Annotated in this window: 23 protein-coding genes; 14 read left to right on the forward strand and 9 right to left on the reverse strand. The window is 67.9% G+C overall.

What is annotated here, in order from left to right:
* The first annotated feature begins 16 nt into the window (after nt 1-16).
* From purF to FHJ30_RS18265, 8 genes are all read left to right on the forward strand, one after another.
* A complete protein-coding gene (purF, locus tag FHJ30_RS18230; RefSeq protein WP_139030664.1) occupies nt 17-1696 on the forward strand; it encodes an amidophosphoribosyltransferase in 1680 nt (559 codons plus the stop codon).
* The gene (gene purM, locus FHJ30_RS18235) at nt 1693-2853 is read left to right on the forward strand and encodes a phosphoribosylformylglycinamidine cyclo-ligase (RefSeq protein WP_139030665.1); all 1161 of its coding nucleotides are present in this window, start codon (nt 1693-1695) and stop codon (nt 2851-2853) included. Before purF ends, purM begins: the two co-directional genes overlap by 4 nt.
* A gap of 412 nt (nt 2854-3265) precedes the next feature.
* Nucleotides 3266-3571 (forward strand): hypothetical protein, encoded by a 306-nt coding sequence (locus tag FHJ30_RS18240; RefSeq protein ID WP_139030666.1) that lies wholly within the window; start codon nt 3266-3268, stop codon nt 3569-3571.
* 432 nt (nt 3572-4003) lie between these two features.
* Nucleotides 4004-4774 (forward strand): ATP-binding cassette domain-containing protein, encoded by a 771-nt coding sequence (locus tag FHJ30_RS18245; protein ID WP_139030667.1) that lies wholly within the window; start codon nt 4004-4006, stop codon nt 4772-4774.
* Nucleotides 4774-5574: an ABC transporter ATP-binding protein gene (locus tag FHJ30_RS18250; RefSeq protein ID WP_139030668.1), complete on the forward strand. Its 801-nt coding sequence runs from the start codon at nt 4774-4776 to the stop codon at nt 5572-5574. The genes FHJ30_RS18245 and FHJ30_RS18250 overlap by 1 nt, the downstream gene beginning before the upstream one ends.
* Complete coding sequence (locus tag FHJ30_RS18255) at nt 5571-6842, forward strand: MFS transporter (protein ID WP_139030669.1); 1272 nt, start codon at nt 5571-5573, stop codon at nt 6840-6842. Before FHJ30_RS18250 ends, FHJ30_RS18255 begins: the two co-directional genes overlap by 4 nt.
* A gap of 70 nt (nt 6843-6912) precedes the next feature.
* Nucleotides 6913-8439 carry an ABC transporter substrate-binding protein gene (locus tag FHJ30_RS18260; protein WP_139030776.1) on the forward strand — a complete coding sequence of 509 codons (1527 nt, stop codon included), beginning with the start codon at nt 6913-6915 and terminating at the stop codon, nt 8437-8439.
* Complete coding sequence (locus FHJ30_RS18265; RefSeq protein WP_139030670.1) at nt 8439-10178, forward strand: ABC transporter permease subunit; 1740 nt, start codon at nt 8439-8441, stop codon at nt 10176-10178. The genes FHJ30_RS18260 and FHJ30_RS18265 overlap by 1 nt, the downstream gene beginning before the upstream one ends.
* A 167-nt stretch (nt 10179-10345) precedes the next feature.
* On the opposite strand, the gene FHJ30_RS18270 is transcribed toward FHJ30_RS18265, so the two are convergent.
* Nucleotides 10346-10579 carry a DUF3073 domain-containing protein gene (locus FHJ30_RS18270; protein WP_009359485.1) on the reverse strand — a complete coding sequence of 78 codons (234 nt, stop codon included), beginning with the start codon at nt 10577-10579 and terminating at the stop codon, nt 10346-10348.
* Nucleotides 10580-10853: 274 nt separating this feature from the next.
* On the opposite strand from FHJ30_RS18270, the gene FHJ30_RS18275 reads away from it, so the two are divergent.
* Nucleotides 10854-11519, forward strand: coding sequence for a septum formation family protein (locus tag FHJ30_RS18275; protein WP_139030671.1), 666 nt, complete (start codon nt 10854-10856; stop codon nt 11517-11519).
* Between the two features lie 31 nt (nt 11520-11550).
* Here FHJ30_RS18275 and clpB read toward each other — a convergent pair whose 3' ends face one another.
* On the reverse strand, nt 11551-14193 hold the full coding sequence (gene clpB, locus FHJ30_RS18280) for an ATP-dependent chaperone ClpB (protein ID WP_139030672.1): 2643 nt from the start codon (nt 14191-14193) through the stop codon (nt 11551-11553).
* Between the two features lie 236 nt (nt 14194-14429).
* Between clpB and FHJ30_RS18285 the strand changes: the two genes are divergently transcribed.
* Nucleotides 14430-14765, forward strand: coding sequence for a YciI family protein (locus FHJ30_RS18285; RefSeq protein ID WP_139030673.1), 336 nt, complete (start codon nt 14430-14432; stop codon nt 14763-14765).
* A 21-nt stretch (nt 14766-14786) separates the two neighbouring features.
* Here FHJ30_RS18285 and FHJ30_RS18290 read toward each other — a convergent pair whose 3' ends face one another.
* From FHJ30_RS18290 to FHJ30_RS18305, 4 genes are read right to left on the reverse strand one after another with little or no spacing between them, the layout of a single operon-like run.
* Nucleotides 14787-15836: a sulfate/molybdate ABC transporter ATP-binding protein gene (locus tag FHJ30_RS18290; protein WP_139030674.1), complete on the reverse strand. Its 1050-nt coding sequence runs from the start codon at nt 15834-15836 to the stop codon at nt 14787-14789.
* Nucleotides 15833-16762 (reverse strand): ABC transporter permease, encoded by a 930-nt coding sequence (locus FHJ30_RS18295; protein WP_240793757.1) that lies wholly within the window; start codon nt 16760-16762, stop codon nt 15833-15835. Before FHJ30_RS18295 ends, FHJ30_RS18290 begins: the two co-directional genes overlap by 4 nt.
* Nucleotides 16762-17574, reverse strand: coding sequence for a molybdate ABC transporter substrate-binding protein (gene modA / locus FHJ30_RS18300; RefSeq protein ID WP_240793758.1), 813 nt, complete (start codon nt 17572-17574; stop codon nt 16762-16764). Before modA ends, FHJ30_RS18295 begins: the two co-directional genes overlap by 1 nt.
* On the reverse strand, nt 17571-17981 hold the full coding sequence (locus tag FHJ30_RS18305; protein ID WP_139030675.1) for a molybdopterin-binding protein: 411 nt from the start codon (nt 17979-17981) through the stop codon (nt 17571-17573). Before FHJ30_RS18305 ends, modA begins: the two co-directional genes overlap by 4 nt.
* Nucleotides 17982-18359: 378 nt before the next feature.
* Here FHJ30_RS18305 and FHJ30_RS18310 point away from each other — a divergent pair, with 378 nt between their 5' ends.
* From FHJ30_RS18310 to FHJ30_RS18320, 3 genes are all read left to right on the forward strand, one after another.
* Nucleotides 18360-18692, forward strand: a complete 333-nt coding sequence (locus tag FHJ30_RS18310; protein ID WP_139030676.1) for a hypothetical protein — start codon at nt 18360-18362, stop codon at nt 18690-18692.
* A 493-nt stretch (nt 18693-19185) separates the two neighbouring features.
* Nucleotides 19186-20052 (forward strand): DUF4031 domain-containing protein, encoded by an 867-nt coding sequence (locus tag FHJ30_RS18315; protein ID WP_139030677.1) that lies wholly within the window; start codon nt 19186-19188, stop codon nt 20050-20052.
* Nucleotides 20049-20858 carry a 2-phosphosulfolactate phosphatase gene (locus FHJ30_RS18320; protein WP_139030678.1) on the forward strand — a complete coding sequence of 270 codons (810 nt, stop codon included), beginning with the start codon at nt 20049-20051 and terminating at the stop codon, nt 20856-20858. The genes FHJ30_RS18315 and FHJ30_RS18320 overlap by 4 nt, the downstream gene beginning before the upstream one ends.
* Before the next feature lie 25 nt (nt 20859-20883).
* On the opposite strand, the gene FHJ30_RS18325 is transcribed toward FHJ30_RS18320, so the two are convergent.
* Entirely contained in the window at nt 20884-21285 is a 402-nt protein-coding gene (locus FHJ30_RS18325; RefSeq protein ID WP_139030679.1) for a YccF domain-containing protein, read from the reverse strand.
* A gap of 70 nt (nt 21286-21355) precedes the next feature.
* Nucleotides 21356-21970 carry a phosphoribosylanthranilate isomerase gene (locus tag FHJ30_RS18330; protein WP_139030680.1) on the reverse strand — a complete coding sequence of 205 codons (615 nt, stop codon included), beginning with the start codon at nt 21968-21970 and terminating at the stop codon, nt 21356-21358.
* 107 nt (nt 21971-22077) lie between these two features.
* Here FHJ30_RS18330 and FHJ30_RS18335 point away from each other — a divergent pair, with 107 nt between their 5' ends.
* Nucleotides 22078-22659, forward strand: a complete 582-nt coding sequence (locus tag FHJ30_RS18335; RefSeq protein ID WP_139030681.1) for a HutD family protein — start codon at nt 22078-22080, stop codon at nt 22657-22659.
* Here FHJ30_RS18335 and FHJ30_RS18340 read toward each other — a convergent pair.
* Complete coding sequence (locus FHJ30_RS18340; RefSeq protein ID WP_228404493.1) at nt 22643-23947, reverse strand: Gfo/Idh/MocA family oxidoreductase; 1305 nt, start codon at nt 23945-23947, stop codon at nt 22643-22645. The genes FHJ30_RS18335 and FHJ30_RS18340 overlap by 17 nt on opposite strands.
* Nucleotides 23948-23950 lie beyond the last annotated feature (3 nt).

Below are 23950 nucleotides of genomic sequence, written 5' to 3' on the forward strand. Positions count from 1 at the left end.
GTGAGATAATCGACCAGTGGCACGCGGCGATGGAAAACTTTCCCATGATCTTCTCCCTGGCGAAAAAGGCCCGCAGGACGCTTGTGGCGTCTTCGGAGTCTGGGCACCAGGTGAAGAAGTAGCAAAACTTACCTATTACGGGCTGTATGCACTGCAGCACCGCGGTCAGGAGTCGGCTGGTATTGCCACCAGCGACGGCAAGCGGATCAACGTCTACAAGGACATGGGACTCGTCTCCCAGGTCTTCGACGAGACCACGCTGAACACCTTGACCGGGCACCTGGCGGTGGGACACTGCCGCTACTCCACCACCGGCGCGAGCCACTGGGCCAACGCGCAGCCCACCCTCGGCGCCACCAGCACCGGCACCGTCGCCCTGGCACACAACGGCAACCTGACCAACACGGCCGAGCTCAATGCCATGATCCAGGAGCGCCACGGCGACCAGCTCACCGGCGAAATGAAGCAGGGCAACACCTCGGACACCGCCCTGGTCACCGCGCTGCTGGAGGGTGAACCGGGCAAGAGCCTCGAAGAGACCGCCATCGAGCTCCTGCCCAAGATCAAGGGGGGCTTCTGCTTCGTCTTCATGGATGAAGGCACGCTGTATGCCGCCAGGGACACCTACGGCATCCGCCCGCTGGTCCTTGGCCGGCTGGAGCGCGGCTGGGTGGTCGCTTCCGAGCAGTCCGGCCTCGCCACCGTGGGCGCCAGCTTCATCCGCGAAATCGAGCCGGGCGAATTCATCGCCATTGACGAGCAGGGCGTACGGTCGCAGCGTTTTGCGGAGCCGACGCCGGCCGGTTGCGTTTTCGAATACGTCTACCTTGCGCGTCCGGACGCCGCCATCGCCGGCCGTTCCGTGTATGAGTCCCGCGTGGAGATGGGCCGCCAGCTTGCCCGCGAGAACACGCAGGTGGCGGACATCGTCATCCCTGTCCCGGAGTCCGGCACGCCGGCAGCCGTGGGCTACGCCGAGGAATCCGGCATTCCCTTTGCCCATGGCTTCGTCAAGAACTCCTACGTGGGCCGCACCTTCATCCAGCCGTCCCAGACCCTCCGCCAGCTGGGTATCCGGCTGAAGCTCAACGCCCTTGAATCCGTGATCCGCGGCAAGCGCGTTGTGGTGGTGGATGACTCCATCGTCCGCGGCAACACCCAGCGCGCCATTGTCCGCATGCTCCGGGAGGCCGGGGCAGCCGCCGTCCACGTCAAGATCTCCTCCCCGCCCGTGCAGTGGCCCTGCTTCTACGGCATCGACTTCGCCTCCCGGGCCGAGCTGATCGCCAACGGCGCCACCATCGACGAAATCTCGCAGGCCATCGGCGCGGACTCCCTGGCCTACATCTCCGAGGACGGGATGATCGGCGCCACCCGGCAGCCGCGGGAACGGCTCTGCACCGCCTGCTTCACAGGCAAGTACCCCATCGAACTTCCGGGCTCGGACAAGCTGGGCAAGAACCTGCTGGAACGCAAGGACCTCGGCGGACTGAAGCCCTCGCCGTCGGCCCTTCCGGGCGCAACAGCGGCCCTTTCCGTCGATTCCGAGGAGGATCCGGCGGAGAAGTCCGGAGCCACCGGGTGCGATCCCGGACCGGACTCCGAGTTTGAAAACCTGCTGACCGACGCCGATCTCGTGCCGGAGATTCATCAGGCAGTCACCACCCCCGACGCTGACAAGAAAGAGTCCGTATGACTTCCGCTGCTCCTGCCCCTGGCAACACCCCCGGTAACGCAGCCGGCATCACCTACGCCTCTGCCGGCGTCGACGTTGAAGCCGGGGACCGCGCCGTCGAGCTGATGAAGGGTGCCGTCAAGGCCACCCACAACTCCTCGGTGATTGGCGGGGTGGGCGGGTTCGCCGGCCTCTATGACGTCTCCAGGCTCCTGACCTACAAGAGGCCGCTGCTGGCCACGTCCACCGACGGCGTGGGCACCAAGGTTGCCATAGCGCAGGCCATGGACATCCACGACACCATCGGGTTCGACCTGGTGGGCATGGTGGTTGATGACATCGTTGTGGTCGGCGCGGAGCCGCTGTACATGACCGACTACATCGCCTGCGGAAAAGTAGTGCCTGAGCGCATCGCCGATATCGTCCGCGGCATCGCTGCAGCCTGTTCCGTGGCCGGGACAGCACTGGTGGGCGGCGAGACCGCCGAGCACCCCGGCCTCCTGGGCGAGCACGAGTACGACGTCGCCGGAGCAGCCACCGGCGTGGTTGAAGCCGACCAGCTCCTGGGACCCGACCGGGTCCGCGCAGGCGACGTTGTTATCGGCATGGCCTCCTCCGGCCTGCATTCCAACGGCTACTCCCTGGTCCGCCGCGTGATCAACCACGCCGGCTGGGCACTGGACCGCCAGGTCTCCGAACTGGGCCGCACGCTGGGCGAGGAGCTCCTCGAGCCCACCCGGGTGTACGCCGCGGACTGCCTGGACCTTGCCCGCGCCTTCCCCGTCACCGGGACGTCCGCCGTGCACGGCTTCAGCCACGTCACCGGCGGGGGCCTCGCCGCCAACCTGGCACGCGTCCTCCCCCAAGGCCTGGTGGCTACCGTGGACCGGAACACCTGGGAACTGCCGGCCATCTTCAAGCTGGTGTCCGAACTGGGCAACGTGCCGCTGGCAGACCTTGAGCGCACTCTGAACCTGGGCGTGGGCATGGTGGCCATCGTCTCCGCCGATGCCGCCGACGCCGCAGTCTCACGCTTGAACGACCGCGGCCTGCCGTCCTGGATCATGGGCACCGTCACCGAGGATTCGGATTCCATCCTCAAGTCCGGCCCCGATTATGTGCAGGGCGCCAAGGGCGTTGACGGCGGCGCTGTCCGCCTGGTGAACGCATACGCCTAAACCCTTAGCGAGTGCTCCGTACCTGCCGTTTTGACCCATCAGAACGGCAGGTACGGAGCACTCGATTGCTTTTAACCGGTGCCCCTGGAATGCCGCCAGAACCGGAAATCCGAGGTAGAACACTCACTTCCCTTGACTACTAAGCATGCTTAGCTTTAGGCTGTTAATTGGAAGCGCAATACAGATGATCAACGCGGGGCCTTCCGAAGGCCTGATGCCCAGCCCGAACAACCGGCGCTTGGGCGCCCGCACAGTTGGTCCGCCTTCCCCGCCGATCCGGCGGAAGCCAGAAGAAGCAACCACAGACACGCCAGGTACTTGCGCCGCGCACCAGCACGGTAGCAGCCAGTCGGAGTACTCATTCCGGACTGCCCGATAGGGCGCCAGGCCAATATCCAAGGGAGCAAAAACCATGTCAGTTCTTAAGAAAGCCACCGCCGCAGCCGCTGGAAGCCTGTTCTTGCTGGGCGCCGTTGCCGGACCTTCGCAGGCAGCAAACAACAACACTCTGAATGATGGCCTCGTCAACGTAACGGTCGGCGACGTCACCGTCAAGGATGCTGTTGACGTCAATGTGGCCGCCAGCGTCGCAGCAACCCTTTGCGACGTCGCTGACATCGGATCGATCGCAGTGCTTGGTGAAGCAGTAGACGCCACCGGCACCGAGCAGACCGTCTGCGATACCGCCACCGGCCCGGTTCGCATCGTGAATAACTAGCAGTTCAGCGGACTGGATTGAGGGACAATCCACAACGCGCCCAGCGCACCGTCCCCAATCCGGATCCACGCAAAGAGCCCCAGCCGATATCGGCTGGGGCTCTTTTGTGCCCAACAGCCAACCCCCGGATCCACCCTCAACCCGCCCCCAATTACATACAGAGCACCAGTCCCGCCCCGATGACGTACACGGCGTCAGGCTCTGGACGACGGGCCGTCCGGCCGGTCAACGCCTACACCCAAACCCCCAACGAGTGCGACGGGCCGTCCCCCCTGAGTTTTCACGCTAAGAGCCCCCGTCATTGACTGCGGCTCTTTCGCGCGCAACAACGTTTGCATAGTGGGCATCGAACCCGCGCTTGTCCTAAATGATAATGATTCTTGATAGCATGTGTCTCGACCCTTAGTGATCCGCCCAAGAATCGACGTTTCCATGCCTCCGTCCGCCCTGTCCGTGACAGACCTTGCCCTCTCCAGCGGCACCGGGCAACTGGTGCATCCCCTGACCTTTTCAATAGGGGCTGGTGAGTGCGTTGCCCTGCTGGGAGCCTCGGGGTCGGGCAAGTCCCTCACGGCGTCGGCGCTGGCTGGCTCGCTTCCCGAGGGGATCACTGCCAGTGGGACGATCTCCTATCCGGCGGGACCAGTGCCGGGCAAGGCAGCCTTCATCAGCCAAGACCCGGCAACAGCCCTCAACCCGCTTGTTCCCGTCGGCAAGCAGCTTGCCATCCCGTTGCTCGCCAAGGGGTCCAACCGCGCAGAAGCAACGGCTGAAGCGGCCCGGCTGCTGGCACGGGCAGGCATCGAGGACCCCGGCCAAGTTCTTCCGCGTTATACAGGCCAGTTGTCCGGCGGACAGCTGCAGCGCGTCTGCATCGCCCTGGCCCTGGCCTGCGGCAGTTCCGTCCTGGTGGCCGACGAACCCACCACCGCCCTTGACGCCGTCAGCCAGCTGAAAGTAATCGCGACCCTCCGCGCATGGGGCGCCGGGGGCCGCAGCCTAGTCTTCATTACCCACGACCTCACTGCAGCCGCCGCGCTGTGCACCCGCGCCATTGTGATGGAAGCGGGACGGATCGTGGAGCAGGCACCCATGGCCGAGTTGTTCGAGAGCCCGCAGCACCCCTACACGCGCCGCCTGGTCCAGGCAGCCGCCCGCGCGGCACAGCCCATGACCGCTGCACGGACGGCAGCTGCAGCGTGATGGAACCGCTCACCGCCGACGGCATCTCCTTCGCCTACACCAGGCCCGGTTTCCGCAAGGGCCGGCCCGCAGGAACACTGCACAACGTCAGCCTGCAGATTTCCCCGGGCACCAGCACTGCCTTGGTGGGGAGCTCCGGCTCCGGCAAGTCCACCCTGGCGCGGATCCTCCTGGCACTGGCAAAGCCCGACGCCGGCACGGTCACACTCGGCGCCCGGGCGGTAAGGCCCGGGCCCGTAAGATCGCTGCGCTGGTACCGCAAGGCAGTTCAGTACATCCCGCAGAACCCGGCCGGTAGCCTCGACCCCCGCATGACTGTTGCGCAACTGTTGAAGGAGCCGCTGCGGCAGCTCCGGGCACCGGGAAACCATGGCCAGCTGGCGGTCCGGGCGCTGGAACGCGTCGAGATGTCCGCTGCCCTGATGGAACGCCGCCCCGGCGAGCTGTCCGGCGGCCAGAACCAGCGGGTGGCCATCGCCCGCGCGCTGGTGCTGCAGCCCGCGTACCTGCTGGCAGACGAGCCCGTCAGCGGCCTGGACCTCCCCTTGCGGGACAATGTCCTCTTGCTGCTGGACCGCCTGGTGCGGGACGAGGGCCTGGGCCTGCTCCTGGTGACCCACTGCCTCGCCACGGCCGCGAGGATGTGCGGCACCACGGCCGTCCTTTCACGCGGCCGGATCGTGGAGCACGCGCCCACCGACCAGGTGCTGTCGAGTCCCGTCAGCCCGGCCGCCGTCGCGCTCGTGGAGGCTTCAGCCGGCACCCAACTCCCCTACGCCGTCCCGGCGGCCGCTCTGTGACGGCCCTCAGCGGTGCAGAACGGACAGCAACAACGCCGCGCCCGGCACCCCGCCTGCTCCTGGCAAGCCAGCTTGTTTTCAACATCGGCTTCTATGCCGTGGTGCCGTTCCTGGCCCTGGTCATGACCCAGGACTTCGGCATGACCGCCACGGCCGTGGGTGTTGTCCTGGGAGCCAGGGTCTTCAGCCAGCAGGGGCTGTTCCTGGCGGGCGGGATGATCACGGACAGGTGGGGGCCGCGGCGGGCCATGCTGGTGGGCTGCCTCGTGCGCATTTCCGGCTACCTCACCCTGGCCCTTGCCGGCAGCTTTCCGCTGTTCCTCCTGGGCGCGGTCCTCACAGGCATGGGTGGTGCGCTGTTCTCGCCGGCGCTGGAGTCCTTGGTGGGCAAGGCGGAAGAACGACGGCGGAACACCCGCGGGAAGGCCGCGGGACTTTTTGCGCTCCTCGCCATCTGCGGAGAGATCGGTGCGGTGGCCGGGCCCCTGCTGGGCGCCCTCCTGCTGGACGTTTCCTTCAGCTGGGCAGCCGTGGCGGGGGCAGCGGTGTTTGCGGTGATGACCGTGGTGCTGTGGCGCAGCGTGCCCGCCGAGGCGCCGGACACCGTGCGCGGCCCACCTGCGGGTATCCGGCCCGCCGCACCTCGCGGTGAAGGGATTGCGGCGATGCTGCGGGAGAGGCGGTTTGTGGCCTTCGCGGCCCTGTACAGCGTCAACCTCCTGGCGTACAACCAGCTCTATTTCGGCCTCCCCATCGAACTAACCAGGAGCGGGGCGGGGGCCGGCGCGCTGGCCGGGCTGTTCGCCGCAGCCTCGGTCCTGACCATTGCGCTGCAGCTGCCCATCTCCCGGCTGACCGGCCGGATAGGCCCGGGACATGCGCTCACCGCCGGCTTCACCCTCAAGGGCCTCGCCTTCGCCGGAATGGCCCTGCTCGTCCAGTTCCCTGCCACCGGCACACTCCAGCTCCTGCCGGCACTGCTGCTGGTGGCGGGGCTCTGCCTGGGGCACATGTGCGTCGGTCCGGTGGCCATGCCGCTGGTCCTCGACTTTGCCTTGGGCCGCCGGTCCGGCATCTACTACGGACTCCTGGCGAGCATGGGCGGGTGCGCGGTGCTGCTGGGCAACGTCGTCCTGGGACCGCTCTACTCAGGGGCCACCCAGCCCGGCCCCGCAGCCGCCTGGCCCTGGGTGGTGATGGCGGCACTCACGGTGATTCCCGCCGTCGGACTTTCCAGGCTCCTGCCACCCGCGCGCCCTGCTCCCTAGCACTTAAAACCGGGCCAGAGCCTTGGCCAACCCACATCACACATCGAAACAGGTAATCAACGTGCCCAAAATGCGACTGGAAACCGGCGTCATGACGCTCTCAGCCCTCCTCCTTACGATCAGCCTCACCGGGTGTTTCACCGGCGGGCAAGCTGCGGACAGCGTGGACGGCGGGGACCGCATCAAACTGGCAATGCTCCAGCCGCCGCGCTCGGGACTGTCGCCCCTCAGCGATGACGCCTTCAAGCTTTCACGGTGGAAGACAGCAGAAACCCTGGTGGAACTGGACGAGCTCGGCGAGGCGCAGCCGGCCCTGGCAACCGGGTGGCAGCAGGTGGACCCGACCTCCTGGCGTTTCGCGGTCCGGGACAGCGTGGAGTTCCACGATGGAACAGCCATGACCCCGGTGGAAGTCGCTGCATCCCTGACTGCCGCGGCGCAGGCCAGCCCGAAGCCCCGGATCCTGGACGGCGTGGAACTCACCGCCCGGGCGGAAGGCGTGGGATCAGTCATCATCACCACGGCAACCCCCGATCCGCTCCTGCCCCAGCGGCTGTCCAGCCCCCAACTGGCCATCCTCGCAGCCTCGGCGTACAAGGAAGGCGGCGTGGTCAGTCCCGTGAATGCGGGTACCGGGCCCTACCGCCTGGTTTCGGTGGAGGGCACCAGCTCGGCCCGGCTGGACCGCTTCGATGCGTACTGGGGCGGGCCGGCGGAAGCCGGGGGCGTGGACGTCCAGTTCGTCCCGGACGGCACTGCGCGGGCAGCAGCCCTCCGGACCGGGGACGCGGATGTTGTGGAAGCCATTCCGGTGGGCCAGGTGGCCCAGATCGACCCCGAACTGGTCCACGAAGTGCCCATGCCGCGGACCAACACCCTGTACCTGAACACGGCAGAGGGCCCCTTCGCGGACCCGGCCGCCCGTGCCGCAGCCCGCGCCGCAATCGACGCCGGCACCATCGTGGACCGGGTCTATGAAGGCCGGGCAGACAAAGCCGCCGGGTTGCTGGGCCCGGCACTCCCGTGGGCGGCGGAGCAGCGGGAAAGCGGGGAGTACGCGGCGGCCCTGGCCACCCGGGCGGCGGCCGCGGCGGTGAAGGGAACAACCATCCGGCTCGGCACCTTCACGGACCGCGCTGAGTTGCCGGAGGTGGCGGTCCAGCTGGAACAGCAGCTGGAAGCCGCCGGCTTTACCGTGGAACAGGACGTCCGGGAGTACCAGCACATCGAGGCGGACGCGCTGGCGGGGAAGTTTGATGCCTTCATCCTCTCGCGCGCCACCGTCCTGGATTCCGGTGACCCGGTGGCTTACCTGTACAGCGATTTCTCGTGCGCCGGGTCCTTCAACATCTCCCAGTTCTGCGATCCCCGGGTGGACGCAGCCCTGGCCACAGCCGCGGCCATTCCTGCCGGCAGGGAACGCCGTGCCGCCATTGCCGCCGCAGAAAGCCTCATCCTGGCCCGGGACGCCGCCATTCCGCTGCTCCACGAACGCGTCATCCAGGGCGAATCTGCCCGGGTTCGCGGGGTGGAGCGGGATCCGCGCGAGCGTGCACTGATGACCAGCAGGACTGGGATTACGGGCGGCGCCCGCTGATGTCCGGCGTATCGGCTTCAGCGAAAACCACCGCGTCGCGGGTCCTCGCGCTGCTGGCCCTGGTAATGCTGATCGGAATGATGCCGTGGCTTTCGGGCCGCGGCGCCGAATACACCGTCCTGCGGGCCAGGTACTCGGACCGGGAACCCACACCGGAGGCACTCGCCGCCATCCGCGCAGAGCTCGGCCTGGAGCAGGGGCCGGCGGCCATGCTCCTGTCCTGGGCCCAGGGGATCTTCGCCGGGGACCTCGGCACGTCCTGGATCAGCAACACAGCCGTGGGACCCGGGATTGCGGCCGCGCTGGGCGTCTCGGTGACCCTGATGGGGTTCGCGGTAGGTTCGGCGGCGTTCGTTGCGCTCCTGGCATGCGTGCCGGCGGTGTGGGACGGGTTGCAGGGGCGGCGCAGGCCGGCGTCGGGCGCCCTTTCCGCTGCGCTGACGTCCCTGCCGGAATTCCTCCTGGCCGCCGTGCTGCTGGTGGTGGGCGCCATCTGGCTGCGGTGGTTTCCGCCCTTCGGCTGGCAGGGTCCGGAGCATGCCGTCCTGCCGGCCCTTTCGCTTGGGCTTCCGGCAGGCGGGCTGATGGGGCTGCTGGCCTCCGACGCCATCCGGGCAGCGTTCGCGGAGAAGTGGGTGGCCACGTGGCGGATGGCAGGGGCTGGACCTGCACGGCTGACTGCTGCGGTGCTCCGCCGTGCGCTTCCCGCCGTGCTGCCGCAGACCGGCCTGGTCCTGGTGGGGCTGACCGGCGGCGCAGTGGCAGTGGAAAAGACGTACGCCATCCCCGGGCTCGGCCGGGCGCTGCTGGGCGCCGCCAGCGCGCAGGACATCCCCACGCTGCAGGCGGGCATGCTGGCCCTGATGGGGTTTGCCCTGCTGGTTGGGACGCTGACGACGGCGGTGCGGCACCTGCTGATCGGGCCTGCGGTCCGCTTCGGAACGGTTCCGCTTCCTGAGCCGCTGCGGCCGGGGAACCGCCGGCAGTTGGCCGTACCGGCGGCCGCCGGACTGGCCCTGCTCCTGGTCGTCGGGGCAGGGCTGCTCCGCGACCCCTTCACCTCCGGGCACGCCCGGCTGGCCCCGCCCACCTGGGCGCTTCCGTTCGGTGCCGACGCCAGCGGCCGGGACCTCCTGGCGCGGGTGGGGCACGGGGCCGTGGGGACACTGGGGACAGCGCTGGTAGTGGTGCTGGCCTGCCTCGCCGTGGGAATCGCCGTCGGACTCTTCCCGCTTGCCGCCACGGGGCCGCTGGAGGTAACCAACGCGGCACCGCCCATCCTGGCCGGCCTGGTTGTTGCGGCGCTCACCGGGCCTTCGGCACACGGCGCGGCCCTCGCCGTGGCCGCCGTGAGCTGGGCACCCCTGGCCGCGCATACGGCGGCTCTGGCCCAAGAAGCAAGGGCCCAGCCCTATGTGCGGATCCTGCCGGTGCTCGGGGTGGGCAGGGCGCGCATCATGCTCCGCTATGTCCTTCCGGCGGTGGCCGCCCCGCTGCTGCGCCATGCGATGCTCCGGCTGCCGGGAACCGCACTCGCCCTCGCGGCCCTCGGGTTCCTGGGGCTGGGCCCGCAGCAGCCCTCGCCGGAGTGGGGACTCGTCCTGGCGGAAGGGATGGGTTACGTTGAGCGCGCGCCGTGGGCGGTCCTGGCGCCCGCCTCCGCCCTGGTCCTGGCGTCCGTCCTGGCCGTGGGACTGGCCGGCGGAGGGCAGCAGAAAGCCCGCCGCCTGCACCGATGAGGTGCGGGCAGCGGGCCCAATAACTGAAGTCAGCACCTGGGACCCGTGAGGATCCAGGTGCCGAAAAAGAAGCGCCGCACCGGTCCGGGGACCAAGATCCGCTATGGATCCGTTAGTGCTGCGGCGTCACAGGGCTGCCCGGTAACGGCAACAGCACCTTGCGACAACTAGCCGATCCGACGGGTATCTACCTCGTCGTCGTCTTCTTCCAAATCATCCGCGTACTTATCCACATAAGCCGAATAGTCCGGCTCAACCGGCTCATTCGCGTAATGGCTCGTGGCACGACTGCTAGGACCCGTCAGCTCACGCTGAAGTGCCGAGTAGTCAGTGTTCGGGGAGTAGTACTTGATATCCCGAGCCTGCTTGGTAGCTTTTGCCTTTTGACGGCCGCGCCCCATGGCGTGACCCCCTTTTGTACTTGGACCGGAGGTGGTCACCTTGGCTATCGGTGAGGCCCCGGAATGTTTGGTCAATTTGTCGTACACCTAGATTACATGCTTTCGACTGCCCCCGCTTGCCACGCACGCCCCCCGGACGTGGTTTGGGTTACCATCCGTGGCCCCAACCCGCGGGTTTCCGGCTTTTTTCTTCGGTAGAGTCACTTGGACAACTGCTGATACAGGCCGCAGACCGGCTGCCCGCCGCGGAGAGAACGCAGGAGGATCCATCCCCGTGAACAACCAGGACGTCCCGCCCAGGCCCTCCTCGCCTCCCACGGCCGGGCTGCCGCGCGTGCCTGCCCCCGCAGCCCAGCCGGTCCTCCACCCGCACATGGAACCGCAGGACGGCCATGCGCCGGGGCCCGGCCGGGTGAAGCGGCGGACGCTGTGGATAGCGTTTTTTGTGGCCGTGCTGCTGGCCGTCATCGGCTCGCTGGTGTGGCTTGCCCTGTGGCTGGACTCCAACCCGGATACGGGCACTTCACGGGGCCCGGTTCCCGGCGTGCTGGAAACCGCTGTCACGCCGCCTGCAACACCGTTGCCGCTCCCCCGTGAAGGGGTCCCGCCCGCCGATTACGCTCTGGGCGACTGCTTCAAGGACTTCGACCCCGAGTCCCTGTCCTCCACCGTGGTGCCCTGCGATACCGGACATTCCGCCCAGCTCGTGGCATTGTTCCGCTACCCGGAGGGAGGGTCCTACCCCGGCGCCGAGGCGCTGAAGGCCAAGGCACTGGAAGCGTGCCAGGCGGCCAGGCTGGGCCCGGCCGCCAACGACTACGACCTGAACTACGAGCGCAGCTTTCCCAGCACCACCAGCTGGGAGTCCGGCGACCGCAGGGTTGACTGCTATGTGACCGCCCCGGGCGGCAATGTGATCAACGCAAGCGTGCTGCCCTAGCGGCCAGGCCGCCAGGGCAGCAACCCTGCAGTCAGTCCTTCCGCCGGACCGAGAGCCCGGAGCCGGGTGCCCCCGTCAGGACATCCACGCTGCCCTCGGAGAGCTCCCCCAGGTCCGCCGCCGTGTCCACCAGCACGGTGTCGCCGTCGCTGATCTCGCCGGCCAGGATGGCTTTCGCCAGGCGGTCGCCGATTTCCCGCTGCACGAGGCGGCGCAGCGGCCGGGCGCCGTAGGCGGGGTCGTAACCGGAGAGCGCCAGCCATGCCTTGGCGCCATCGGTGACTTCCAGGGTTAGCCGCCGCTCGTACAGCCGGCGCCCCAGCTCCGCCACGTGCAGCTCGACGATGTGTGCCAGCTCCTCGACGCTCAGGGCGTCGAACAGCACAACCTCATCCAGCCGGTTCAGGAACTCGGGCTTGAAGGAGGCGTTGACGGTGGCCATAACGGCGTTCCGCTTGGCCTCCGCGTCCAGCGACTGGTCCACCAGGAACTGGCTGCCCAGGTTGGAGGTCAGCACCAGGATCACGTTGCGGAAATCCACCGTGCGGCCCTGGCCATCGGTAAGGCGACCGTCGTCGAGCACCTGCAGGAGGATGTCGAACACCTCGGGGTGGGCCTTCTCCACCTCGTCCAGCAGCACCACGGAGTAAGGACGACGGCGGACGGCTTCCGTCAGCTGGCCGCCCTCCTCGTAGCCCACGTAGCCCGGAGGCGCGCCCACGAGCCGGGCCACGGAGTGCTTCTCGCCGTACTCGGACATGTCAATCCGCACCATGGCGCGTTCGTCGTCGAACAGGAAGTCCGCGAGCGCCTTGGCCAGCTCCGTCTTGCCGACGCCGGTGGGGCCCAGGAACAGGAACGAACCGGTGGGGCGGTTGGGGTCGCTGATCCCGGCACGCGCGCGCCGGACGGCATCGGAGACTGCAGTAACAGCCTTCGACTGGCCGATCAGCCGCTTCCCGAGCTCCTGCTCCATGTGCAGCAGCTTCTGGCTCTCGCCCTGCAGCATGCGGCCGGCGGGGATGCCGGTCCAGGCGGAAATGACCTCGGCGATATCCTCTGCCGTGACTTCCTCGGCCACCATCTGCGAGGACTTGTCCGTCACGGCGGCTTCCGCCTCGGCGGCGGCGTTCAGCTCGCGTTCCAGCGCCGGGATTTCCCCGTAGAGGATCCGCGATGCAGCCTCCAGGTCGCCCTCGCGCTGGGCCTTGTCCGCAGCGCTGCGCAGCTCATCCAGTTTCGCCTTCAGGTCACCCACCCGGTTGAGCCCCGCTTTCTCGGCCTCCCACCGGGCGTTCAGGGCAGAGAGCTCCTCTTCCTTGTCAGCCTTGTCCGCCCGGAGAGCCGCCAGCCGCTCCACTGAGGCCGGGTCCGATTCCCCGGTCAGGGCCAGCTCCTCCATGGTGAGCCGGTCCACCTGGCGCCGCAGCTGGTCGATCTCCTCCGGGGCGGAGTCGATCTCCATCCGGAGCCGTGAAGCGGCCTCGTCCACCAGGTCGATGGCCTTGTCCGGCAGCTGGCGGCCTGAGATGTAGCGGTTGGAGAGGGTTGCGGCCGCCACGAGGGCAGAGTCTGCGATGGACACCTTGTGGTGCGCCTCGTAGCGTTCCTTGAGGCCGCGGAGGATGCCGATGGTGTCCTCCACGCTGGGCTCGCCGACGTACACCTGCTGGAAGCGGCGTTCGAGGGCCGCGTCCTTCTCGATGTTTTCGCGGTATTCATCCAGGGTGGTGGCACCGATCAGCCGCAGCTCGCCGCGGGCCAGCATGGGCTTGAGCATGTTTCCGGCGTCCATGGAAGAGTCACCGGTGGCGCCCGCCCCGACCACCGTGTGGATTTCGTCAATGAAGGTGACGATCTGGCCCTCGGAGCCCTTGATTTCCTCGAGGACCGCCTTCAGCCGCTCCTCGAACTCGCCGCGGTACTTCGCGCCGGCAACCATGGAACCGAGGTCCAGGGAGATGAGCGTCTTGCCGCGCAGGCTTTCGGGGACGTCGCCCGCCACCATCCGCTGCGCCAGCCCTTCCACCACGGCAGTCTTGCCCACGCCCGGCTCGCCGATGAGCACCGGGTTGTTCTTGGTGCGGCGGGACAGGACCTGGACCACGCGCCGGATTTCGGAGTCCCGGCCGATCACGGGATCCAGCTTGCCGGCACGGGCCATGGCAGTAAGGTCGGTGCCGTACTTCTCCAGTGCCTGGAAGGTATTCTCCGGATCCTGGCTGTCCACCTTACGGTCTCCGCGGACACCCGGCAGCGCGGCGAGGAGCGCCTCATGGGAGGCACCGGCGTCGCGCAGCAGGCGTGCTGCGGCGTCATTTCCGGCGGACAGGCCCAGCAGGAGGACCTCGGTGGACACGAAGGTGTCCCCCAGCCGGTCGGCTTCATTCTTGGCGGTCTGGATTGCCTGCAGGGCGGGGCGCGAAAGCTGGGCCTGCTGGCTGGAGCCGCCGGAGGTGGCCGGCAGCGCCTTGATGGCGCTGCTCGCCTGCACGCTGACGGAGTCCGGATCGGCGCCGGTGGCGCGCAGCAGGGCCACGGCCACCCCTTCGCGCTGGTCCATCAGCGCCTTGAGCAGGTGCGCGGGCTCCACCTGGGGGTTTCCCGCCGTGGAGGCGTTCATGGCCGCAGCCGAGAGAGCCTCCTGGCTCTTGGTGGTGAATTTGACGTCCAAAGAGAGCTCCTTTCGGGGGCAGATTTCCTAAGTTGAGTGTACTACGCTCAACTTTGATTTGGGGACGCTTTACCGGAACTGTTTGCCTACAGCGAAACAGGCCCACCACTAAAGCGGAAGGGGCAACCGGCCCTATCTGCCTCCACCGCTCCTGTTCCCATTCGCAGCCATGCGCTCTACTATCGGCCTGTGGCCGGGAGCAGCGTGCCGCCGGCGCAGTACAGAGGGGACAATCCATGAAAAAGTTTGTTGTTCTTTACTTCGCACAGCAGTCAGCCCAGGCCCAGATGGCGGAAAGTTCGCCCGAAGCCGCGCAGGAGGGGATGAAGGCCTGGATGGAATGGGCCGCGCGTGCCGGGGACGGCATCGTGGACATGGGAAGCCCCTTGGGCGCCGGAACGGAAATCACGGCGACGGGGGCCACTGAAGCCAAGACGGGGGCGGCAGGCTACAGCATCCTCCAGGCTGACGATCTTGCCGGAGCCCAGGCGCTGCTGGACGGCCATCCCCACCTGATGATGCCCGGAGCCAGCATCCAGGTCTACGAAACCCTGGACCTGCCCGGCATGTAGGCGCTCCGCGCGGCTTTCCTCTTACAACGGGTAGACCGAAACCGCCGTCGCCTTCACCACGAAGTGCACCGGCAGGCCGGGGACCAGGCCGAGGTCCGCCGACGCCGCCGGAGTGATGTCCGCCGCGAGGCTTCCTGCCCTGACCCGGATGAAGTCGCCGTGCGGTTCGAGGTCCGTGATGGCCACCTCGAAGGAATTGCGAGGACTTCCATGGGCGTCGGTGAGGAACACGGATACGGACGACGGCGGGAACACGGCCACGGCGGCCTGGCCCGGCGGGATGGGGTCCTCGCTGTGGCCGGCAATGTGCTGCCCCCGGCCTGCCAGGACGCCATCCCCGGCATACGTTCCGGGAATGAAGTTGAGCCCGGCGAGTCCGGCTCCGAAGGCGCTGCGCGGCCGCTGCAGCACCTGCCGCGTGGGGCCCTCCTCGGCGATGCGCCCGTTTCCAAGGATGACCACCCTGTCCGCCAGCATCAGCGCGTCCAGGACGTCATGGGTAATGATAATCGCCGGCCGGTCCGCGAGGACGTGCTTGAGCAGCCGCCGGAGCAGCGGGGCCGAGTGGATATCCAGCGCGGCCATCGGTTCATCGAGGAGGAGGAGCCCGGGATCCGCGGCGAGCGCCCGGGCCACGGCAACGCGCTGCGCCTGCCCGCCGGAAAGCTCCGCGGGGCGGCGGGCTGCAAGGTCTGCAGCCTCCACTTCGGCCAACCACTGCAGCGCCTTGGCCTTGGCCGGGCACTTGGGCGTACCCGCGCTGCGTGGACCGAAGGCCACGTTGTGCACCGCGGTGAGATGCGGGAAGAGCAGCGGTTCCTGTGCGAGCAATGCCGTGCCGCGGAGGTGGGGCGGGACCCACTGGTTCCGGCCGTCCCCCACCTGGAACAGGGCCCGGCCGTCCAGCTCGGCCCGTCCGCTGTCCGGCCGCAGCAGCCCCGCAATAATCGAGAACAGCGTCGACTTGCCCGCCCCGTTGGGCCCCATCACTGCCACGGTTTCGGCAGGCCCCAGGGAGAAGGCGACGTCGAAACCGCGCTCAGCCACGGCTGCCTGGAACGAGAACGTCACGGCACGTCCCCGCCCGGTGCGGCAGCCGCCGTCGGCCGCTGTCCGGAAGCCTTGAGGCCGCGTGTCCTGCCCGCGGGGCGCCGGTAGGCGAGTGCCACCACGGCGACTGCCACGGCCACCAGCACCAGGGAAAGCGCAACGGCGGCGTCCGGGTCGGTCTCTCGCTGCAGGTAGATTTCCAGCGGCAGCGTCCGGGTGACCCCCTGCAGGCTGCCCGCGAACGTGAGGGTGGCGCCGAATTCGCCCAGGCTCCTGGCAAAGGCGAGGACCGCCCCGGATGCCAGGCCCGGCAGGACGAGCGGCAGCGTGACGCGGCGGAAGACGGTTCCCGGCGATGCGCCGAGCGTCGCTGCCACGGCCTCGTACCTGTGTCCGCCGGTGCGCAGCGCACCCTCGAGGCTGACCACCAGGAACGGCAGTGCCACAAACGTCTGGGCCAGAACCACGGCCGTGGTGGAAAACGCGATCTGCAGCCCCAGCACGTGAATCGCCCCGCCGAGGAGGCCCTGCCGTCCGAAGGTGTACAGGAGGGCGATGCCGCCCACCACGGGCGGCAGGACCAGCGGGAGCAGCACCAGCGAGCGCAGGAGCCCCAGCAGCGGAAGTGTGCCGCGGGCAAGGACCACGGCCAGCGGAACGCCCAGCACGATGCACAGGGCAGTACTCGCCGCCGAGGTCCGCAGGCTCAGGCCCAGCGCCGCAAGGGCGGACTCGGACGTGACCAGCGGCAGGAAGTTGGCCCAGTTGACCCGCGCCACCATGGCCACAAGCGGCAGGACCACCACTGTGGCGGCGAGCACTGCCAGCGCGTACAGCCACCGGGGAATGCCTGTGTACCTCTGGTGCCCGGTTTCCTTGTGCCGTTGGCCGGCCTGCCGCCCGCCCGGACGCCTGCCGGTCACGCGCTGCGCCTCATCTGCTGCCATTAGCGGCCCGGCCCAAACCCGGCGGCAGCCAGGATTTCCCGGCCACCGGGGCCGGTGACCAGTTCCAGGAACTTTGCGGCGGCGGCCTTGTGCCGGCTGCCGGCCAACGTTGCGATCGGGTATGTGTTCACCGCTCCGGCGGCCTCCGGGAAGGGAATGTTCTCCACCTTGCCTCCGGCTGCCCGGACATCGGTGACATACACGAGTCCGGCGTCGGCCTCGCCGGAGGTCACTTTGCCCAGGACATCGGCCACGGAGTTTTCCTCGCTGACCGGACTGAGGTCCGTTCCCGTTTGCTGTTCGACGGCGGCCGCGGCGGCTCCGCAGGGCACCTGGCGGGCGCACATCACAAGTTTCGTACCGCTCCTGGCAAGGTCCGCGAAGGATCCGATCCCTGCCGGGTTGCCTGCCTGAACTGCGATGGCCAGGGTGTTGGTGGCGAAGTCGCGCGGGTCGCCGTCCACCAGGCCCGCATCCTGCAGCTTGGCCATGTTCCTGTCATCCGCCGAGGCGAACACGTCCGCAGGCGCACCCTGGCTGATCTGGGTGGCCAGGTCGGCTGAACCGGCAAAGCTGAGGGTCACGCTGGTTCCGGGGTTCTCCTTTCCGAACCGTTCAGCAAGCTCGGTGAAGCTGGTTTTTAGGGACGCCGCGGCGAAAACCGTCAGCGTTTCCTGGTCCGCTCCCTTGCCCGTTCCCTGAGTGGCGTTGCCGCCGGCGGTACTGTTGCCCGCGCCGCCGGCACAGGCGGCGAGCGGTGCCGCGAACAGGACTGCCGTAAGCAAGGCCACGGCCCGCCGCGCCCGCGTCACGCGGCGCCCTTTCCCTGCGGGGTTTCGATGATGACCGTGGTGGCCTTGACCACGGCCGTGGCCACGGAGCCGAGTTCCAGCCCCAGTTCATTGACGGCCTCGCTGCTCATCAGGGACACCACGCGGAAGGGTCCGCACTGCAGTTCCACCTGGGCCATGACGCTGTCCGCCTTGATGCCGGTGACAAGTCCGACGAACCGGTTGCGGGCCGAACTGCCCGTGCGGTGCGGATCGTCCGGGAGCTGCGCCAGTTTCTGTGCGTGCCGCGCCAGTTCCAGGCCATCAACCGCGAGCCGGCCGGCGTTGTCCTTACGCGGCGTCAGGCTCCCGTTCTCCGTCCAGCGCCGCACGGTATCGTCACTGACACCCAGGAACCGGGCAGCTTCGGAGACGCGAATAAGACCCATCCGGCCATAATAGTCCGCATCTGCGGATAACAGGGCACCGCAAAACCGCTTATCCGGAAACGCGTTCGCACCCTAAGCTTCAGCTTGCCGCGTGCGTTCCAGCCCAGTTACTTCCGGTTTCCCCGGCACGGACACCCGGAATTCCGCGCAGCAGCGGACTGAGCGGACCCGCAACCGGGAAGCAACTGGGCTGCAAGGCACAGCCGGTGCGGGTACGGTGCAGCACTAGACTTCCCCCATGGCTCTCTACATCGACCCGCCGTAGTTCGCTGGCCGAGGTGCGGCCCCGGCTCCCTCCCTGGGCCCGTGTTTCTTCCTGGAAAGAATTGCTGAAGCTTTTCCGCGTCCATGCGCAGGAAAGGTGGGTAGATTCTCGGCATGGGGATTCAGAAAGTGTGGACTGAAATTGTTGAGTGGCTGAGTGTTAACGCACCAGAAACAGCCAGGACCATACGAGCCCCCGCGCCCGAAGCACTCATTCGCTCATTTGAAGAGGCAGCACCCAACGGGTGGCACAAAGACCTGTCGACTCTCTATCGGCTCTTCGACGGCGCCGAGCCGTCAACCGCAGGCTATGTCTTCCCGAACTATCGGCCGCTCCCACTGAAAGAAGCGGGGAAGACACAACAAATGTTGCTCGACATCTGGGCGCGGGTTGGAGAGGAAGCAAATGCCGTGGACGAACGGGAGAAGGGTCGCCTCTTTACTTGAATCTGCGCGCCGTCCACGAAGCTTACGGCGGTACTCTTGCGCCCACGCCCCATCAACCGTACGACCCGGCACGTGCTGCAGCTGAAGAAGCCGGCACCAGGGTTTCTATGTTCATCTCATCCTTCCTCCCGGTCGCAGACGACGGTTCCGGCGACTTCCTGTTCGTCGACCTCAGAAAAGGACGGCGGCACGGCTGCATAAGTGAATATTTCAAGGACGAGGCCGATTGGCGCCCGGCGGTTTGGCCATCGCTTGAAGCTCTCTTGGCTGACACTCTGTTAAGCCTGCGGACTGGCCAACCTGCGCTGGCCTTCATACCCACAGTTGCAGAGGGCAAGCTCCGTTGGGGAATATCTCCGGGACGTTGGGGTTCTCCCGGCCGCGTGTTGCTGGCACAAGGTCTGGAATTCCGAATGATGGAACGACGGACCCGAGCGGCGCTAGGATCTTTTCAGCAGGCGTCCGAAAGGTTCCGGGGCTCGGAAAGGATCACTTGATATACATCGACCCGCCCCTCTGGCCTGCGCACGGAACACACTTCTCGCACCTCATTTCCGACGACTCGCTGGCGGAACTGCATGCGTTTGCGGCTGCGGCCGGTATCCCCCAGCGGGCCTTTGACGGGGACCACTACGACGTTCCGGAGCGCCGCTTTGATGACCTCGTGGCAGCCGGCGCCGTTCCTGTGGAAGCCAGGATCCTGGTCCGAAAGCTGATCGCCAGCGGCCTGCGCATCCCGGCCCGGCAACGGAACAAATCGCTCAAGATGCCCCTGCTGAACCGCTGGAACTCGATCATGCCGGGCCATGACTCCCTGTTCCTTGACCTCCTGGACCGGTGGAGCGAGGACCACCGCCACTATCACGGCTGCACGCACCTGCTGGGAGTGCTCGAAGCCCTCGACCTCCTCACCGATCCCGCCGACCCGCCGCGGACGGTCCTGTTGGCGGCTTGGTTCCACGACGCCGTCTACCGCGGCATAGCCGGCCAGGACGAGGAGGAGTCCGCCCGCCTCGCCGAGGAGCGGCTGCATGACGCCGGCCTTCCGGAGGCAGAGGCGGCCGAGGTGGCACGGCTTGTCCGGCTGACCGCCGATCACCGCCCCGAACAGGGGGACGACGACGGCGCCCTCCTCTGCGACGCCGACCTGTCCGTCCTCGGCGGGGACCCCGAGGAATATGCCAGGTACGTTGCCTCCGTCCGGAAGGATTACGCGCACATCGGCGACGCCGACTTCGCGGCCGGGCGCGCCGCCGTCGTACGCCAACTGCTGGAACTGGAGCCGCTGTTCCACAGCGGCAGGGCACAGGAGCTGTGGCTGGCTGCCGCGCACCGCAACTTGAAGGGCGAGCTGGCGTGAACGCACCCACCTCCAATCCCCGCCACACGTTCACCGCAAGCGCCGCGCACCGGCAGCTGCCCTATGAGGTCCGGGTGGAATGGGGGCCCGACGGCGCCGGCACAGTAACGTCCGGCGCGGACCTCGCCGTGGTGGTTGACGTCCTGTCCTTCAGCACCTGCGTGAGCGTCGCCCTGGACCGGGGCGCCGCGGTTTTCCCTTTTCCCTGGAAGGACACCGGCGCGGAGGACTTCGCCGCCCGCCACCGGGCTGTCCTGGCCGGGCCCCGCGACGGCGGCGGGCTCAGCCTCTCCCCCGCGAGCCTGCGGGCCGCCGATGCCCTGGATAGGGTGGTCCTGCCCTCCCCCAACGGTTCCGCGCTCTGCCACGGACTTGCGCGCGCCGTTCCACTGGTGGCCACTGTGTGCCTCCGGAATGCCGCGGCCACTGCGGACTGGGTGGCTGCCAACATGCCTGAGGATTCAGTGATCGCAGTGGTTGCGGCCGGCGAACGCTGGCCGGACGGCACCCTCCGGCCGGCCGTGGAGGACCAGATCGGGGCAGGGGCGTTCATCGCGGGCCTTGTGGCAGCAGGCAAGGGCGGCTATGAGGCCGAAGACGGCAGGCACGGATACTCACCGGAGGCGGTGGCGGCCATGGCCGTCTTCGAGGCCGCAGAGCCGCGGCTCCGGGAGATCCTGCACGGCTGTTCCAGCGGCCGGGAGCTGACCGGCGGAGGCTACGCGGCCGACGTCGATATTGCCGCGGAGCTGGACGACAGCGACGCGGTGGCCATCCTGGTGGACGGGACGTTCAGCCCCCGCTGACGTTGTCCCTGTTCCGCGCCGGCGCTTAGCGGTAGGCGGAAACGAACGGCTGGCTGGTGGGCACGATCTGCTTGCCCAGCGGCATCAGGGACACCGGGATGAGCTTCAGGTTGGCGATGGCCAGCGGGATCCCGATGATGGTCATTGCCATGGCGAAGGCTGTGACCACGTGTCCGATGGCGATCCAGATGCCTGCCACCAGCAGCCAGATGACGTTGCCCAGCAGGGAGAACACCCCGGCGCCGCCGGGCTTGTCCACCACCGTCCGGCCAAATGGCCAGAGCGTGTAGGCGGCAATCCGGAACGACGCGATGCCCCACGGAATGGTAACGACCAGCAGGCAGCAGATGACCCCCGCGAAAAAATAACCCAGCGCGAGCCAGAAACCGCCGAAAACCAGCCAGATGATGTTGAGCAATGCCTTCATCCCTCCATTGTGCCCCGGGGACTGCGGCAGCGGGATGGGGGCCTGCCCTGACGGGCCCCTGAATCCACGGCTAGGCCGGGGCAGCCACACCCTTGGCTGCCTGCACGAAAGCGCTGACCTTTGCCAGGTCCTTGACGCCGCGGGACACCTCGACACCGGAGGAAACATCGACGCCCCACGCGTGTGCCGCCGTTGAGGCCTGCGCAACATTGGCCGCGTCCAGCCCGCCTGCCAGCAGCCATTTGCGTCCCCGAAGCACAGGAAGTTCGGCCACGGATGCATAGTCCCAGGCCTCGCCTGAACCGGGGACGGCGGCGTCGATCAGGAGCAGGTCCTCTCCCCAGTCCTCCAGCTCCTCCGCCGTGGCACCCATGGTGACGGCCCTGACCAGCTTCATGCCGGCGTCGTGCACTGTGGCCACGTCAGCGCGCGAGCGCCGGCCGTGCAGCTGGATCCACTCCAGCCCGGCGGCACGGGCGATGGCCACGGCGTCGGCGGCCGGCTCGTCACGGAACACGCCGATGGGCGAAACCCGGTCCGGCACTTCGGCCAGCAGCGCGGAGGCCTGGGACGGCGAGACCACGCGGGGGCTGGCCGTCAGGACGAACCCCACCGCGTCCGCCCCCGCCTCAACGGCAACCCGGACGGATTCTGGCGTGCTGAGGCCACACACTTTGACGAACATTCCCGGCTCCTTCAGGCTGTTTTGATGTTGTCCCCCGCAGGAGAGTAGCAGGGAAGGCGGGCAGCTGCCGATAGGGGCAGGAAGGGCAGGCCAACTAGGCTGGACGGATGGAGATCATCCGCTTCGCCGACCGCAAGCCCCAGCCCTGGCGTAACGGCGGCGGCGTCACAACCCAGATTGCCGGCCATCCCGACGCCACGTCCCTCCAGGATGGCGGATGGGACTGGCGGGTAAGCATCGCCGAGGTCACCAAAGCCGGGGACTTCTCGCCGTTCCCCGGCATGGAGCGGGTGCTGACGGTGGTGGAAGGCGAACTCCTGCTCCTGACGGTGGACGGCGCCGAGCATCCCCTGGAGAAGTACCGCGCGTTCCGGTTTCCCGGCGGGGCCGCCACCTCGTGCGCCCTTCCCACGGGGGATGTCACGAACCTCAACGTCATCACCCGGGCCGGCAGCTTCAAGGGCTTCACGTCCATCATCGAGATCTCCAGGAAACGCGCCCATCCGCTGTTCGCCGGCCAGTTGGGGATCCTGCTGCAGGGGCAGGCCACGGCCTCCGAGGGAACCAGCGAAGCTGAGGTCCTGGGCCGCTACGACGCCGTGGTGGGCTCCGATACGGCGTCCCCGGAGATCCTGGGCCGCGGCTTCCTGGCCGTTGTGTCCATCGACCCGGTCACTGCCTCAGGCTGAACGAGCCAACCTGAACCACGGCGCTGCTCCTGCGGGCCTCCTCGGCGGCGAAAACGGCAGCGTGGCTGACGAGGGACTCTTCCAGCCCGGACACCACCGCCGACCAGTCACCGGTGGCAAGCGCCGCCACCCACGCCTGAACCAGGCCGCGGTCGCCGCCCTCGTGCTTTTCCCCCTGGACCTGCGGTGGGGCAGCAGGGACGGGGTGGACAGTGGTTGCCCCGGTCAGGAAATCGAAGACCGAGATGGCGTCCGCTTCTACCGAGATCTCCCCGTGGCTGCCGAAGATCCGGGTGCGCCGCGGGCCGGCGGCGGTAAAGGCCGTGGCTGTGAAGGACGCTGTTGTGCCGTCTTCGTATTCAATGTTCACCACCTGGTGGTCCACAGCGTCGTTGTCCGAAAAATAGACGCAGCGGCCGTAGGGGCCGGTTGCCAGGGCGTGCAGCAGCGTCTCGGGCGTGCCGCCGGGATCCACCACGTCCGCAAAATACGCCCGGGCGGGGTCAGCCTTGGCCCCGTTCGTGGGGCGCCCCGCACCATAGATTTTCAGCGCGGAGTAGGGGCAGCGGGGCTCCGCGGGACAGCCGACGCAGCGCCGGGCAGCGCCCTCCGGCGCCCCTTCAGGGCGAAAGTGGGCCAGAGATCCGAAGGACGACACCTTCAGCGGCCTGCTGCCGATGATGTAGGAAAGCCAGTCGACGTCGTGCGTGCATTTGGCAAGGAGGAATGGGCTCGAGTCCTCCTCCCGGCGCCAGTTTCCGCGCACGTACGAATGCGCGAAATGCCAGAAGCCCACGGGCTCCAGGTGCTGGACGGAAATAATCCGGCCTACCGCCCCGCCCTCCAGGAGCTGCCTGAGGAGCGCGGTCAGGGGGGTGTAGCGCAATACGTGGCAGACAGTTGCGCTGGCGCCCGTTTCGCGCCCCACGCGTTCCAGCTCGGCGCAGCCGGAGGCATCCACCGCAACCGGCTTCTCCAGGAGGATCGGATAGCCGTGGGCTGCGGCTGCCGCGAAGGGAGCCCCATGCTGGCGGTCAGGTGTGGCGATGATGATGCCATCGGCGGGCAGGCGGTTCCCGAGCATTGACTGCCAGTCCGCGAAGACACCCTCCGCAGGCACTTTCAGTTCGGCTGCCAGGCGGCTGCGCAGCACGGGGCGCGGCTCGGCCATGCCCACCACGATGGCCTGGCCGGTGGCGACGGCGAGCCGGGCATAGGCTGCACCCCTGGCACCGGCACCGGCGATGAGGAGCCGCACCGGGTTCCGGCGCACCGGCACGGCGTCCACCGG

This window comes from Arthrobacter sp. BB-1, from assembly GCF_006151685.1.
GTDB lineage: Bacteria > Actinomycetota > Actinomycetes > Actinomycetales > Micrococcaceae > Arthrobacter.